Origin of the sequence: Bacillus sp. PS108, from assembly GCF_037963335.1 — a bacterium.
GTDB lineage: Bacteria > Bacillota > Bacilli > Bacillales > Bacillaceae > Bacillus > Bacillus subtilis.
In genome coordinates this window covers 993,013-1,006,852 of record NZ_CP150155.1, presented here as the reverse complement: position 1 = coordinate 1,006,852, position 13,840 = coordinate 993,013, and the positions used below count along the sequence as shown (strand labels likewise).

The 13,840-nt window shown below is 44.9% G+C and carries 17 protein-coding genes; 10 read left to right on the top strand and 7 right to left on the bottom strand.

The window, feature by feature from the left end; translation table 11 throughout:
• Positions 1–123: 123 nt before the first annotated feature.
• The 4 genes from NSQ16_RS05185 to NSQ16_RS05170 all read left to right on the top strand — a co-directional run bounded on the left by NSQ16_RS05185 (position 124) and on the right by NSQ16_RS05170 (position 1,643).
• The gene (locus NSQ16_RS05185) at positions 124–342 is read left to right on the top strand and encodes a YheE family protein (protein WP_010886462.1); all 219 of its coding nucleotides are present in this window, start codon (positions 124–126) and stop codon (positions 340–342) included.
• A 208-nt stretch (positions 343–550) separates the two neighbouring features.
• Positions 551–754, top strand: a complete 204-nt coding sequence (gene sspB / locus NSQ16_RS05180; protein WP_003233287.1) for a beta type acid-soluble spore protein SspB — start codon at positions 551–553, stop codon at positions 752–754.
• 104 nt (positions 755–858) lie between these two features.
• On the top strand, positions 859–984 hold the full coding sequence (locus NSQ16_RS05175; RefSeq protein WP_003245136.1) for a hypothetical protein: 126 nt from the start codon (positions 859–861) through the stop codon (positions 982–984).
• Between the two features lie 38 nt (positions 985–1,022).
• Positions 1,023–1,643, top strand: coding sequence for an SDR family oxidoreductase (locus NSQ16_RS05170; RefSeq protein ID WP_046380894.1), 621 nt, complete (start codon positions 1,023–1,025; stop codon positions 1,641–1,643).
• A gap of 49 nt (positions 1,644–1,692) precedes the next feature.
• Here NSQ16_RS05170 and bmrD read toward each other — a convergent pair whose 3' ends face one another.
• The 3 genes from bmrD to NSQ16_RS05155 form a co-directional block, all read right to left on the bottom strand.
• Positions 1,693–3,714: a multidrug resistance ABC transporter ATP-binding protein/permease BmrD gene (gene bmrD / locus NSQ16_RS05165; RefSeq protein ID WP_181216932.1), complete on the bottom strand. Its 2,022-nt coding sequence runs from the start codon at positions 3,712–3,714 to the stop codon at positions 1,693–1,695.
• On the bottom strand, positions 3,711–5,468 hold the full coding sequence (gene bmrC / locus NSQ16_RS05160) for a multidrug ABC transporter ATP-binding protein BmrC (RefSeq protein WP_198878824.1): 1,758 nt from the start codon (positions 5,466–5,468) through the stop codon (positions 3,711–3,713). Before bmrC ends, bmrD begins: the two co-directional genes overlap by 4 nt.
• 119 nt (positions 5,469–5,587) lie before the next feature.
• On the bottom strand, positions 5,588–5,749 hold the full coding sequence (locus NSQ16_RS05155) for a hypothetical protein (protein ID WP_072175824.1): 162 nt from the start codon (positions 5,747–5,749) through the stop codon (positions 5,588–5,590).
• Between the two features lie 163 nt (positions 5,750–5,912).
• Between NSQ16_RS05155 and NSQ16_RS05150 the strand changes: the two genes are divergently transcribed.
• The gene (locus NSQ16_RS05150; protein WP_101172523.1) at positions 5,913–6,413 is read left to right on the top strand and encodes a universal stress protein; all 501 of its coding nucleotides are present in this window, start codon (positions 5,913–5,915) and stop codon (positions 6,411–6,413) included.
• 126 nt (positions 6,414–6,539) lie between these two features.
• On the top strand, positions 6,540–7,901 hold the full coding sequence (gene nhaC, locus NSQ16_RS05145; RefSeq protein ID WP_230488428.1) for a Na+/H+ antiporter NhaC: 1,362 nt from the start codon (positions 6,540–6,542) through the stop codon (positions 7,899–7,901).
• Between the two features lie 42 nt (positions 7,902–7,943).
• On the opposite strand, the gene dat is transcribed toward nhaC, so the two are convergent.
• A complete protein-coding gene (dat, locus tag NSQ16_RS05140; protein WP_230488427.1) occupies positions 7,944–8,792 on the bottom strand; it encodes a D-amino-acid transaminase in 849 nt (282 codons plus the stop codon).
• 284 nt (positions 8,793–9,076) lie between these two features.
• Between dat and NSQ16_RS05135 the strand changes: the two genes are divergently transcribed.
• Positions 9,077–9,925 carry a polysaccharide deacetylase family protein gene (locus NSQ16_RS05135; RefSeq protein ID WP_230488426.1) on the top strand — a complete coding sequence of 283 codons (849 nt, stop codon included), beginning with the start codon at positions 9,077–9,079 and terminating at the stop codon, positions 9,923–9,925.
• A 23-nt stretch (positions 9,926–9,948) separates the two neighbouring features.
• Here the strand turns inward: NSQ16_RS05135 and srtN are convergent, their stop codons facing one another.
• The 3 genes from srtN to NSQ16_RS05120 all read right to left on the bottom strand — a co-directional run bounded on the left by srtN (position 9,949) and on the right by NSQ16_RS05120 (position 12,133).
• Entirely contained in the window at positions 9,949–10,692 is a 744-nt protein-coding gene (gene srtN / locus NSQ16_RS05130; RefSeq protein WP_230488425.1) for a sirtuin NAD-dependent deacetylase, read from the bottom strand.
• A 69-nt stretch (positions 10,693–10,761) separates the two neighbouring features.
• Positions 10,762–11,877, bottom strand: a complete 1,116-nt coding sequence (gene mscY / locus NSQ16_RS05125) for a small-conductance mechanosensitive channel protein MscY (protein WP_015252461.1) — start codon at positions 11,875–11,877, stop codon at positions 10,762–10,764.
• Between the two features lie 148 nt (positions 11,878–12,025).
• Complete coding sequence (locus NSQ16_RS05120) at positions 12,026–12,133, bottom strand: YhdX family protein (protein ID WP_009966908.1); 108 nt, start codon at positions 12,131–12,133, stop codon at positions 12,026–12,028.
• A gap of 233 nt (positions 12,134–12,366) precedes the next feature.
• On the opposite strand from NSQ16_RS05120, the gene NSQ16_RS05115 reads away from it, so the two are divergent.
• The 3 genes from NSQ16_RS05115 to crcB are packed head-to-tail and all read left to right on the top strand — an operon-like array spanning position 12,367 to position 13,833.
• The gene (locus tag NSQ16_RS05115; protein ID WP_015252462.1) at positions 12,367–13,098 is read left to right on the top strand and encodes a glycerophosphodiester phosphodiesterase family protein; all 732 of its coding nucleotides are present in this window, start codon (positions 12,367–12,369) and stop codon (positions 13,096–13,098) included.
• Complete coding sequence (locus NSQ16_RS05110; RefSeq protein WP_015252463.1) at positions 13,085–13,480, top strand: CrcB family protein; 396 nt, start codon at positions 13,085–13,087, stop codon at positions 13,478–13,480. The genes NSQ16_RS05115 and NSQ16_RS05110 overlap by 14 nt, the downstream gene beginning before the upstream one ends.
• Positions 13,477–13,833 (top strand): fluoride efflux transporter CrcB, encoded by a 357-nt coding sequence (gene crcB, locus NSQ16_RS05105; RefSeq protein ID WP_230488424.1) that lies wholly within the window; start codon positions 13,477–13,479, stop codon positions 13,831–13,833. The genes NSQ16_RS05110 and crcB overlap by 4 nt, the downstream gene beginning before the upstream one ends.
• The last annotated feature ends 7 nt before the right edge of the window (positions 13,834–13,840 follow it).

Sequence of the window (13,840 nt, the reverse complement as noted above, 5' to 3'; positions counted from 1 at the left end):
CTTATCTTTATCCAAAGCTGGGACAAACTGCATATTTAGGCCTCTTCAATGATGTTCTGAAACAATGATACAATGAACATAAGCCGTTTTTATTTAGGTCAATTGATACCAAATGTAAGGAGCGTGGCCGTAATGATTTCTCATTTCAGCTGGAAACCTTTGTTCCCAAAAGAAAAGCTGCCCGGATGGAAAATTTCATTTTATTATAAAGGGACCCATTATGAAGGCATCTATCATAAGAGCGGTGAAATTGAATGGGGAGACTTGTTTCCCGCCCGCGCTGACGAGCCTGCTCTTACAAACGAGATACATGAACTGATGCTTTTTCATATTTATGACTAGCTTAGCCTAAACGGCTAAGCTTTTTTTCTTTCTCAAGATTTACCACACAATTCTCCGCATGAGTTTCCGGCAATTTTAACATAATACGTAGTAACAAGCCGGCAAAGCATTGGGTTACGCCGAGGCGGCAGTGACACCCGAGAAGGGTTCACAGATTGGTGCAACTCCAGTTAACCCAACCATACTAAATAAAAAGGAGATTTTACACATGGCTAACCAAAACTCATCAAATGACTTACTAGTTCCTGGCGCAGCTCAGGCTATCGATCAAATGAAACTTGAAATCGCTTCTGAATTCGGCGTTAACCTTGGAGCGGACACAACTTCTCGCGCTAACGGTTCTGTCGGAGGAGAAATCACAAAACGTTTAGTATCTTTCGCTCAGCAGCAAATGGGCGGCAGAGTTCAATAACAATTCAATATATGGCTATAGAGGGCGCGGTTTCCGCGCTCTCTTTATTTTGTCACCCTTTTTTCCTGCTCCACATATCCTAGAAAAAAAGGGAGGGAATCGGGGTGTCATTCATCACCATTGTGAATTGGGAGCTGGTTCAATTCGTAAGTGTATCCATGATTCATGAATATGTTTCCCATCGTTCTGTTTATTTGTACAGGTATTCTTTCCCGCGCTGTTCAAACTGAGAACATCCTTTTATAATAAAAGGCGAGGAGGTTTTTTAATGAAAATCGCTTTATTAGGAGCCAGCGGCCGCGTCGGACAAGCCTTTTTAACACAAGCTGCAGCAGATGAAAGATTTGATATTTTCGCTCTGATCAGATCTCAACATGCTGATCTTCCCCTTTCAAAAGACAGAACCGTCATGGGGAACGCCCGCCGCTTAGAAGATGTGAAAAAAATAATGGAGAATGCTGAAATCGTGATCAGCTGTCTAGGCACAGATGGTGATGATACCTTGTCAACTGCTATGGCACACATTCTCTCCGCTATGGAGGAACAGCATATCAAACGGCTTATTACGATCGGCACCGCAGGGATCCTAGATTCCCGATATGAACCGGGAAAATACCGGTTTGAAACAAATGAATCGAAACGAAAGCAGACCCGCGCAGCCAAGGAGCATGCAAAAGTATACGAAATGCTTAAACAATCATCATTAGACTGGACAATCATCTGCCCCACTTACCTCCCGGACGGAACAGCAACCGGCGTTTATCGTACGGAGCGTAACGTTTTGCCTGAGGGCGGCACAAGCATTTCGGTCGGCGATACTGCGGACTTTTTATATCGTGAGCTTGTTACAGGTAAGTATGTCGGATACCGTGTCGGACTGGCTTATTGACTACATAAACCAAAAACCCAAAACACGATTGTTTTGGGTTTTTTGAGCGTTATGCAATGGAATGTTTCTGTCCCTTTTGCAGTTCATACATTTGATAATATTGGCCTTCTAATGCCATCAGTTCCTCGTGGTTCCCTCTCTCAACAATTTCTCCTTTATCAAGAACCAAAATCTGATCAGCATTTCTGATTGTTGAAAGCCGGTGAGCGATGACGAAGGTGGTGCGTCCTTGTTTGACGACATCAAGCGCCTTCTGGATTACGGCCTCTGTCTCTGTATCAATATGCGCCGTTGCCTCATCTAAAATCAAGATCGCGGGATCAAACGCCAAAGCTCTAGCGAAAGAAATTAACTGCCGCTCTCCAGAGGATAGCGTGCTGCCTTTTTCAATCACGGGCTCATTAATGCCCTTCGGAAGCTTCTTAAGAAGAGGCTCAGCACCGACTTGCCGCAGTGCATTTTTTATTTCTTCTTCAGTCATTCTTTCGTCATCCAGACTTACGTTAGATCCGATTGTGCCCGAGAATAAGTACGGGTCCTGAAGCACAATACCCATATGGGATCTGAGTTCCTGTCTTGACATGTTGTAAATGCTTTTTCCATCAATTAAGACATCACCTTTTTGCGCATCATAAAAACGAAACAGAAGATTCAAAATCGAGCTTTTTCCTGATCCGGTATGGCCGACGAGCGCTACGGTTTCGCCTTTTTGCGCAGTAAAGGAAATATGCTTTAATACCTCTTCACCTTCTTGATACGCAAATGACACATCACGAAATTCAACCCGCCCCAGCGCGCGCTCCTTCGCCGGTTCACCCGCTTCTTCCGTATTCTTTTCTTCAAGCAGTTCAAAAACACGCCCGGCGGAGACCCTTGCAAGCTCCAGCTTTGAAAACTGATTGACGATGCCTGTGATCGGCTGAAATAACCGGTTCAAATAATCGACAAACGCGTACAGCACACCGATAGAAACAATCCCCGCCGCATTCAGGCTCGCACCGCCAAAATGCCAGATCAGACAGACGAACGCAAGATTGCGGATGACATTGACCAGATTATGGGACATTAAGGAGTTTAAATTCAGCATCCTGTTTTGGAAATAAAAATGTGATTCATTTAATTCCTCAAATTCTCTCATTGTTTCCTTTTGATGGCGGAAAGCCTGAATAATGGTCATGCCTTGAATTGACTCATTCATTTTTGCGTTAATGTCACTGTTGATCGAGCGGATTTTTTGGTTGTAATATGACGCATATCTCCGGTATATGACCGACCACAGCCAGATAATCGGCACAATTGCCAGACATACAAACGCAAGCTTCACATCAAGCAGAAACAAAGCCGTGAATATCCCGAACATATAGATTCCGCTTGTCACAAATGTTGAAAGCACTGTGACATATAAATCCCTAATAGCCTCCGTATCATTGGTAATCCGCGCAACGACTTTTCCGGCCGGAAGGTTGTCAAAATAGCGAATCGGCATTTTCTGTATGTGCGAAAACACGTCCTGCCTCATCTTTTGAATAATCCGATTGGCGCTCATCTGCAGCAGATAATGCTGTCCGTATTGAAAGAATACCGAAAACACAAGCAAGCCCCCATACAGGCAGATCAGTAACACCATTCCCTTTATTTCCGGCTGATAGAACTGGAAAAGTTCCTGCTTAGTCAGCTTTTCGGCAGCATATGTCCGGCTCTTGTCTCCGTTTGTGATCGTCAGCTTCCCGTCAGAAACCGTTCTATTCCCGTCGAAGCTGACAGCCTGATCAACAAAATAGAACGCCATTCCCACTTGATAAATATGTGCTTCTTTTGCTTTTGAAACAGGCTCCTGCAATCGGTCCTCTCTGACATATGAGACGCCGTGAAACTGAACGGCATTTTTATCTTTTTCCGCAGCTTCATACCATGTTTTCTCAATGCCGAGGATATGGTCGTCTATCATTTTTTTGCCAATAAAGGGCCCAGTCAGTTCTGCACCGACGGCAACAGTTAGCAAAAGGACGGCTGTGATCAGCAATTTTCGATAAAGAAGTGCGTATCTCCATAACGTTTTTCCTATTTTCATGCCCCTGCTCCCCCTTCTTCCGCAGTGAACAGCTGCTGTCTTTCATATTGTTCCCGGTACCACCCATTATTGGCCAGCAGTTCTTGATGCGTGCCTCTCTCAGCAATGACGCCGCCGTCCATCACAAGGATCAGGTCAGCGTGCTCTACCGCGGATAATCGGTGCGTCAAAATAAATGTCGTTTTTCCTTTGCGGTTTTCTCTGATGTTCTTGATAATTGCAGCCTCTGTTTTGGCATCTACAGCGGAAAGTGAATCATCCAGAATCAAGATTTCCGGATTCGCCATGAGTGCTCTCGCGATCGAAATTCTTTGTTTCTGCCCGCCTGACAGTGCCACGCCTTTTTCACCGACCATTGTCTCCAGACCGGACGGAAGCATGTGCAAATCTTTTTCAAAATGTGCTTCGGCAATGGCTTGCTGAACCTCTTTATCAGTTGCATCCTGTTTTCCGTATAAAATATTTTCTTTTACAGTCCGTGAAAACAGTAAATGATCCTGAGGCACATATCCGATCCATCCGCGGAGACGGTCAAGAGGGATTTGCTGAATCGGTACACCTGAAAATGTAATGCTCCCTTCACCTGGAGGATACTGGCGCAAAAGCTGCTTAATAATTGTCGTTTTTCCGCTCCCGGTTTTACCTGCAATCCCGACAGTCTGCCCTTTTCGCACCGTAAATGAAATATCCTGAAGATTGTCACTTGTTGAGCTTGGATATGTAAAGCTGACATGACTGAAAACGATATCTCCAGGCTCTTTAAGATCAGCGGGCTGTTTTGGATCTGTCACATCCGTTTCATAAGAAAGAGTTTCATTTACCCGATCTAATGACGCATTGCCGCGCTGCATCACATTAATGAGTTCACCGATTGCAAACATCGGCCAAATCATCATGCCGAGATAAACGTTAAAGGACACTAACTCTCCAAGCGTCAGCTCGTTCCGGAATACAAGAAACGCTCCGTAGCCGAGCCCAATCAGATAGCTTGCGCCGACAAGCAGTTTTACCGTCGGCTCAAACAGTGAATCAATAAAAGCCACTTTCATATTTTTCTGATAAACATCAGCGGTCATTTCATTAAACCGGCGAACATCGTTTGTTTCCTGAACATACGCGCGAATCACCCGCACGCCTGAAACAGATTCCAGCACTCTGTCATTCAGCGCCCCGAACGCGTTTTGGGCCTCAGTAAACCGCTCATGAATTTTACTTCCATATAGACTGATTGCAATCGCCATGACTGGAAGCGGGATAATGGCGGCAAAGGTCAGCTTCCAGCTGATCAAAAACCCCATCGTCAAAAAGATCGTCATCATAAACATCGTAGAATCGACTAACGTCAAGATGCCAAACCCTGTCGTTAAACTGACGGCCTGAAGATCATTTGTCCCTCGTGCCATTAAATCGCCTGTCCGGTTTTTTTCATAAAACGGCGGCGACATAGTCAGCAAATGCCCCATCAGCTTCGTACGAAGAATTTTCTCCATCAGATTCGCTCCGCCAAACAGCTGATGCATCCAAAAATAAGACATGATATACACGGCCGCCGTCAGCACAAAAAAGATACCGATATAAAACAGCAGCCCTTCCGCAGTAAATGCCCCTGTTTTCATATCATCTATGGCGTTCCCCAAGAGCTTAGGCGGAAACATTTCAATGACATTGACTGCTAATAAAAGGACAATCGCAATCGTATAGCGCAGCCAGTACGCCTTAAAAAACCAGCCAAGCTTTTTCAAAACTGAAAACATCTATCCCCATCTCCTCATCAGCCGCCTTCTATTTTTTCCTTGCAGCTTTTTTCATCCAATTTGGCACGAACAGCCCTCGCCTCTGTATTTACCTTCACATCCCATACACCTGTCTTTCCTTAGATTTTGTATATAAAAAAGGCATGAAGCGTCAGCTCCATGCCTTTTTTAACCGATATGTTACGCACAGCGCTTTTCAGCGCGCGGTCCCACCTAAAAAACCGTTCACGAAAACAGAACAAAAGGTTTGCCGCGCCAATATGAAACTGTTTGATAAACACGCAAATTCCTTGGCATAGCAAACCCTCCTTCCATTCTGATTTCATCTTTTTATCATCATATAAACAAAACCTTTTATTGTCAATCATTACTTGAATAGGAAAAGGTTAATTGTGCTCAAATTCGGGTAGTAGTGTTGTAAGACGCTTTGAAAGGGTGAGAAGGATGTTCCATGCTGACCGTATCATCGTTGCGTTTGACGGAAGTGAAAATAGTAAGAAAGCGCTTCAGACAGCCATTGATCTTGCTAAAACCGTAAATGCCGCTATTACCGTCGCCCATTCACATGATATGAAAGACAATCAGACCGTCATAGACCCGCCCAGACCCGCAGCTGAGGCAAGCTATATCAGCGGAGGCATGACAAGTGTTCCTGATCCGCTGATATCGGATGTAACATCACCTGAGACAATGATCTATGAAGACCGTACGGAAGAAGTCATCGCCGAAGCCAGAATGATGCTTAATGAACAGCAGGCAGATGGAGATATCGATATATTAGAAGGCGATCCGGCTGAATCAATTATCGAGCATGCAAACCGCATTTCTGCCGATATGATCGTAACCGGAAGCAGAGACCAAAACAGGCTGAAAAAGCTAATATTCGGAAGTGTAAGTGAAAAGCTTTCAGCGAAATCGGATATACCCGTCCTGATTGTAAAGTGAGCACGCCCTGTGCTCACTTCTTTTATATTCATAATTGTGAAAAAACATAGATTTTCGTTTTTTTCTGTTATAATGCTTTCGTGCCCAAAAGCACAAAAGCATTAAAGATAAATATGGGGTGTTATTTTGGATTCTCAAAAAAAGCTGACGTTTCCGTTAGCCGTCGGTTTATTTATATTGATGTTATGCATTATTATTTCTTGCTTATTCTTGCTTCATGTAGAACCTCATATCCCGCTGTTTTTAAGTGTTGTCATGCTTTCAGCAGCAGCTTTATGGTTTGGATTTTCCTGGAAGAGTATTAAAAAAGGGATTGTAGACGGGATCAAAAACGGCGTACAGCCGATTATTGTTCTAGCGCTGATCGGCATCTTAATCGGCGCCTGGATGTACAGCGGCGCAATACCGACTGTGACAGTTTATGCCCTATCCTTTATTGAACCAAGCCACCTTCTGTTGACTGCTTTGTTTTCATGTATGATCATCAGCACACTTGTTGGCTCAAGCCTGACAACTGTAAGCACAATCGGAGTAGCGCTGATCGGCGTGGCGAGCGCGGCTAGCGTTCCGCTTGAATGGACAGCAGGCGCAGTCATATGCGGCGCTTGTTTTGGGGATAAAATGTCGCCGATGTCGGACACAACCAACTTTGCAGCCGGAATAGGCGAAATACCGATCTTTGAACACATTCGCCATATGATGGGCACAACCATTCCAGCTTTGCTCATCACTGTCGTTCTGTTTTACTTTCTCGGTTCATCAGTGTCAGCGGACGCTGCTTCAACCGAGAATATTCAGCAGGTCATAACCGGAATAAAAGATGCCGCAAACGTGACACCGTGGGCCCTTCTTTCTCCGCTCTTAGTCGTTTTGCTGGCAATAAAACGGGTATCAGTAATCCCCGTTCTGACTGCCGGAATTATTTCCTCGGGAATTTTGACTGCTATTTTTGTACCCGACAGCAGCCTGCAGGCGTTTATGACAGCTTTACAAAATGGCACAACTTTCGAAACTGACAATGAGGCAGCCGCTAAAATTATTAACAGAGGCGGACTGCAATCCATGATGGGCTCTGTCTCTCTCATTATGATTGCTTTTGCACTCGGCGGATTGATGGAGAAAATCGGATTGATTTCTGCACTATTGGAAGGCGTCATGAAAGGCATCCGCTCAAAAGGCCGTCTTGTTGCAGCAACTGTCTGCTCAAGCATCGGCGTCAACTTGGCAACGGGCGAACAGTATTTATCGATATTAATACCGGGACAATCATTTAAATCTTTATATGACAAACGAAACATCCAGCGAAAATTTCTGACAAGATCATTAGAGGACGGCGGAACATTAATTAACCCATTGATTCCTTGGGGCGTCAGCGGCGCATTTATGGCGAGCGCACTTGGTGTTCCAGTCATAGACTACATCCCATTTACGTTCTTCCTCTATATATCGCCAATGATCTCCATTTTGATTGGATTTGTTAAAAAATAAAAAGAGCCCCGCTGTAAAAAGCGGGCTCTTTTCTTCGTTCATTTATGAAATGCTAGCAGCCTGTTGAATGCTTTCTTGAAAAGCAGCCTGAAGCTGTTTGGTCACCGGTCCGGGTTTCCCGCTTCCGACCGATTGTCCATCGAGCGTCACGACCGGAATAATTTCTGCCGTCGTTGACGAAATAAAGATCTCTTCCGCCTGTTTCAACTCTTCTTCACTGACAGGAGTCTCATCCAGTTTGATCCCATTCTTCTCAATCAGTCCTAAAATATTCATCCGTGTAATTCCATTGAGAATGAGCCGGTTAGCCGGATGTGTTCGCACCGTGCCGTTGATAACCGCATAAACGTTAGAGGATGTACCCTCCGTAACAACGCCGTCCCTAAGTAAAATGGCTTCAAATGCTCCCGCTTCATAGGCCCTTTGCTTCGTCATGACATTATACAGTAAATTCAGACTTTTGATATCACATCTTAACCAGCGAAGATCCTCATCTGTAATGGCTGCCACTCCGTATGCCTGCTCTTGATCCGGTTTTTTCACCGTAAACGTATAAGCAGTAGTCTGCGGCTCGAGGCCGGCTTCATACTGGTGTTTTCGCGGGGCCACACCTCTTGTTGTCTGAATGTATACCGCTCCCTCACTGACCGCATTTTCCTGTACAAGCTTTTGCAGGTCCCACTCGAGATCTTCTATACTGACTGGCAGTGAAATTCCGATTTCAGCAGCACTTCTGAAAAAACGCTCTGCATGCTCACGTAAGCCGAACAATACTCCTTTGTACACCCTGATCACTTCATAGATGCCGTCACCAAACTGATAACCGCGATCTTCCAAATCGATTGATGCTTCACTGCGCCCAATCAGCCGGCCATTGACTAAAACCTTCATAAAAGCCCTCCCTTTTCGAGATGTCCCTGATGTCATTCAAGCTGTCATTGTCACTAATTCTACCATATTGGACAAGCTGAAAAACAGAAAGATCAAGAGATCTATAGCGGAAAGGAGTTTATTTTTTCCTTAAAATCTGACATTTCGACAAATTTTCTATGTGCTTTCCAGTTTTATTCCTGTATACTTGACTGGTAATACATAGGTTGTAAACATAAGGCATCTTCATAAGCTGCCTGCTGTACAGCATTATGTAGAGATTTTATGCCAATGGAGAGATTGTTATGCGACAAACGAGAGGAGAGGCTTCTCCTTCTGCAGTTTCGCTTGCTTTTAAATTTGCAAGTTTAGCAGTTTTATGTGTGCTGCTTTTGCTTATGGTGATTTTGGGTTATTCCAACAGTTCAACGAAAGCAAAGGAAGTCACTGTCACAACAAACGGCCAGCTTCGAGATGAGAAGGAAAGCCTTAAGCTGAAAAACGACTCCCCCGATCTCCTGATCAAACATCTGCAGACAAAGCAGAACTTGGGAGATAAAACGGTTTACTTAACCTTCGACGACGGCCCTTCAGCTGTTACAACCCGCTTGCTCGACGTACTGAAAAGCGCTGATGTAAAAGCGACGTTTTTTATGCTGTCACCGCGGATGAACGAATTCAAGCAGGCTGTGAAAAGAGCAGAAAAGGAAGGCCACGCACTCGGTTTACATGGCGTTACCCACAATAACAGATTGTTCTATCAAACACCGACATCTCCGCTAAAAGAAATGCAGGAGGCGCGTGACACGCTGCAGGACATTACAGGATATAAAACCGATCTTGTCAGAACGCCATACGGAAGCAAGCCGTCACTAACCGCCTCACAAATTCGCAATCTGGAGAAAGATGGGTTTGTGTACTGGGATTGGACGATCGACAGCATGGACTGGAAATACCGGAATTCACAGTATGTGACCGCCGTATTACAGCAGCTTGAGAATATGGAACACAGCTCTTCAAGCCGCCCAAATGTAATTCTCATGCATGATCTTCCTGCTACTGTAAATGCGCTGCCGGTACTAATCAATAAATTAAAAGAAAAAGGCTATTCCTTCGGAGTGTTAGAGGACACAATGGTTCCTGTTCATGAATAAAAAAGTGAGGCGCATAAAGCGGCTCACTTTTTCACGCCCAAACTTCGGGCAAACTCGCCGATTTTTTGATGGATGACCATGTCAAACAAGCTGTCGCAATACGTTGGTTCAAGGTTTATGATGACTTTCTTCATGCCAGGCACCAGGCTTGCATCCTCAGGCACAAATCTAGCCGGAGCCACTTCGAGAGACGTGCCGATAACCAATAAAAGATCTGCTTGATCCAGCTTTTCATAAAGGGTGTCAAAGTGCATGACGGCGTCGCCAAAGAGAACCACATCGGTTTTTAATACCGTTCCGCAAATGTCCCCATTGTTTCCGGCCGCCGTGCACTCCGGCACCTCCCGCTCCAGCAAATGGGGAAGATCATATCGGGCGCCGCATGCCGGACAAGCTGCTGTCTGGATAGAACCATGCAGTTCGTACACATGCCTGCTCCCCGCTTTTTTATGAAGACCGTCAATGTTTTGCGTGAAAATATCGACCTGCTTCCCTTGCTTCTCCAGCTCAGCTAAAAGCAAATGGCCTTCATTCGGTTCAAAGCTGCCGCTCATTTTCATCTGGAACAATTCTTTGAATTTGGGCCAAAACAGACGCGGATAACTTAAAAAATAATCAAGGCTCATCGCTTCCATTCTTGAGGCATCCTCCGTCCAAATGCCCCCTGCTGAACGAAAGTCGGGGATCCCTGATTCTGTGCTCATTCCCGCTCCGGTCAGCACAACAATTCGCTGTGCTTCATGTAGAATACTTTTGAATGCTTCCAACTCAACACCGCCTTTTTCTCTTATTTTACCATGAAAAAGACTCCGCCTCTGTCAGACGAAGTCTCTCTTTTAAGCCCGTTCCTTTTCCTCTTTATTTAGATTCACCTGGAATGGGTCGCTTTCGTGCTTTTGCTTGACAACAACCATTTGGCCGGGATATGCAAACTGGACACCTTCTGCACCTAAAATCTCAATAATTTTATAGTTGATATCCTCTCTAATATTAAGGTTTTCAGCCCAAACCGTCGTTTTTGTATAGAAGTTAAAAAATAAATTGTAATAGCTGTCGGCAAACGTATCGAAGTTGACCATGATTGTTTCATTATCAACGCCCTCATGCTCTAAGAGCATTGTTCTGAGAGAATGAATGGAGCGTTCAAGGTTCTCAATCGGCGTAGCGTAGGACACATGGATGGAAAACGTAATCTGGCGTTTGGTCATTCTTGTCCAGTTCGTGATCGCTTCCATCGACAGCGTAGAGTTCGGCACCGTTACAAGCGCCCCCTGTGCTGTTCTGAATCTCGTGCTCCTAAAGGTAATATCCTCGACTGATCCTGTTACTGTCGACGTCTCCACCCAGTCACCAATTGTAAACGGCTTTTCAGTAATAATAATAATACCGCCGAAGAAGTTGCTGATGGTATCCTTCGCGGCAAGCGCAAAAGCCAGCCCGCCAAGACCTAGGCCCGCTACAAATCCGTTGACATCATAATTGAATTCCTGAGCGATCACACTGACACTGAGCGCAATGATCACAAAACGGAGCAATTTGGATAAAAACGGGGCCAAAATGTCATCCATGTCAAGCTCGAAGCGCTGATTCACCTTATGGAAGATAAACGACGATGTTGCGGTCAAATTACAAAGACCCCAGCACAAGAGCGCCACAATCAGTGAGCGGTATATTTTGCTGATGACCGGCATTTGCTCATCTAAAAACGGTGAATACCGGATCGCTAAAAACAGCCCAAGGGCAACAAAAAACCATCTGGCCGGCTTATCAAACGCCAGAACCACCTGTTTAAAAATTTCTGTTTTCGGCCGGTTTGTCAAATTAAAAAGCAGGTTAAAAAAATATCTTGTGAATAATTTTCTAAGTATAAGAAACACCAGCAAAATCGCCAAGCTGATGCCGATTTGTATGATGTTATCAAGCGTAAAATACTGCTGCAGATAATCCGGCATGACTGTCTCCCCTCTATCCCAATCAATTGTTTATTATACTAAAATATTCGTAAAGATGTTCATTTAAATGTCTTTTGCAGCACAAAACCCCGGCGAAACGCCGGGGTCATTTCTCAATTCATCTATCAGCCAGATTCAATAGGGACAGTCACTTACCTTTTTTCGTTTGTGTCTGATCAAGGAGAGTTGCTTTTTGCATTTCAGCATCCGTTTCGGCTTTAATTCTTTCCTCCACTCTGATTCTCCCTTTTCCCATGATCTCGCCTCCTTTTTTGCTATTATAAAGGATCATATTTTGTTGTGAACATGTCGAAAGACCTAATTTTCTGACGAAATGTGTTCTGATACGCTGAGTGTCTTTTTTTAGTTATACGCATTCCTCAGCCCGGACCATTCCGATATGGCAGAAAAAATTCACCAGTTTGTATCGCGGTGCATATATGGATTTGATACAATAACAGAAATGCCCATACGAGGAGCTGACTTAGCTTGTACATCATTGCCCATCGCGGAGCATCCGGCTACGCTCCGGAAAATACGATTGCCGCATTTGACCTTGCGGTGAAAATGAACGCAGATATGATCGAACTGGATGTCCAGCTTACAAAAGACAGGCAGATTGTTGTGATACACGATGACAGGGTTGACCGAACAACAAACGGATCGGGCTTTGTTAAGGATTTTACCTTGGAGGAATTGCAAAAACTCGATGCAGGAAGCTGGTACGGTCCCGCTTTTCAAGGAGAGCGTATTCCGACCCTGGAAGCGGTGCTCAAGCGCTACCACAAAAAAATCGGCCTTTTAATTGAACTAAAAGGCCATCCGTCTCAAGTCGGAATTGAAAAAGAGGTGGGACAGCTATTAGGGCAATTTTCTTTTTCTATCAATAATATTGTTCAGTCCTTTCAGTACCGCTCCGTCCAAAGGTTCCGCGAGCTTTATCCTTCGATTCCGACAGCGGTCATTACAAGGCCCAACTTTGGCATGCTGTCCAGAAATCAGATGAAGGCCTTCCGCTCTTTTGCAAACTATGTCAATATAAAATACACACGGCTCAACCGTCTGATGATCGGCTCCGTCCATAAAAATGGCTTAAACATATTTGCATGGACTGTCAACAATCAAAAGACAGCGGCAAAATTACAAGCCATGGGCGTGGACGGCATCGTTACAGATTACCCGGATTTCATCATAAAGGATGGCAAACATGAAAATATATAGCGCGGTTTTTATCGGAGGCGCGCTTGGCGCCTGCCTCCGATACGGATTAAACTTATGGATACACACCGGTCAGTTCCCGGCGGCAACCTGGCTGGAAAATGCGGCAGGCAGCCTTCTATTAGGCATTTTGACCGGATTTTTTATGATCGGTGCAAAACGGCCTCTGCTGTTGGCTTTTTTAGGCACCGGCTTTTGCGGAGGCTTCACAACAATGTCCACGTTTTCTAAGGAAACAGTGATGCTTTTGCAAGGACAACCCTCATTGGCTCTTTTATATGTGGCAGCCTCATTGATATCAGGGATCATATTTGCACTGATTGGTGTTTTTGCGGGACGGCGCATAGCAGGCATTCAGCAAAGAAAGGGGCTGCAGGAAAGATGACACTAGCGGGTATTTTCATAGGGGGCGGACTTGGCGCAATGCTTCGCTTCTGGCTTGGCAATGTCATAACCGCCAAAACCAAAGGTCTGAGCCTGCCCATTGGCATACTGACAGTCAATATTCTCGGTGCTCTCGGGCTCGGAATAATTACAGGACTTCACGTTGCAAATGCTTCGGTCTCGCTTATCATCGGCACGGGGTTTTTTGGCGCCTTTACGACCTTTTCCACCTTCAGCGTTGAAAGTATTCAACTCCTTATGGCCAAACGTGTAATAGAAAGCATCTTGTACATCGCCCTGACACTTTGCGGGTCGCTTTTGGCATTTTGGTGCGGCTGGACAATCACAATGTAAAAAAACC

What these genes read in the sequence shown, in the direction of transcription:
- NSQ16_RS05150 (WP_101172523.1), top strand. Translation starts at nt 5,913, where the DNA reads ATGTTCCATGCTGACCGTATCATCGTTGCGTTTGACGGAAGTGAAAAT.
- NSQ16_RS05120 (WP_009966908.1), bottom strand. Translation starts at nt 12,133, where the DNA reads ATGGGAAAAGGGAGAATCAGAGTGGAGGAAAGAATTAAAGCCGAAACG.
- sspB (WP_003233287.1), top strand. Translation starts at nt 551, where the DNA reads ATGGCTAACCAAAACTCATCAAATGACTTACTAGTTCCTGGCGCAGCT.
- dat (WP_230488427.1), bottom strand. Translation starts at nt 8,792, where the DNA reads ATGAAGGTTTTAGTCAATGGCCGGCTGATTGGGCGCAGTGAAGCATCA.
- NSQ16_RS05170 (WP_046380894.1), top strand. Translation starts at nt 1,023, where the DNA reads ATGAAAATCGCTTTATTAGGAGCCAGCGGCCGCGTCGGACAAGCCTTT.
- crcB (WP_230488424.1), top strand. Translation starts at nt 13,477, where the DNA reads ATGACACTAGCGGGTATTTTCATAGGGGGCGGACTTGGCGCAATGCTT.
- bmrD (WP_181216932.1), bottom strand. Translation starts at nt 3,714, where the DNA reads ATGAAAATAGGAAAAACGTTATGGAGATACGCACTTCTTTATCGAAAA.
- NSQ16_RS05135 (WP_230488426.1), top strand. Translation starts at nt 9,077, where the DNA reads ATGCGACAAACGAGAGGAGAGGCTTCTCCTTCTGCAGTTTCGCTTGCT.
- NSQ16_RS05110 (WP_015252463.1), top strand. Translation starts at nt 13,085, where the DNA reads ATGAAAATATATAGCGCGGTTTTTATCGGAGGCGCGCTTGGCGCCTGC.
- bmrC (WP_198878824.1), bottom strand. Translation starts at nt 5,468, where the DNA reads ATGTTTTCAGTTTTGAAAAAGCTTGGCTGGTTTTTTAAGGCGTACTGG.
- mscY (WP_015252461.1), bottom strand. Translation starts at nt 11,877, where the DNA reads ATGCCGGATTATCTGCAGCAGTATTTTACGCTTGATAACATCATACAA.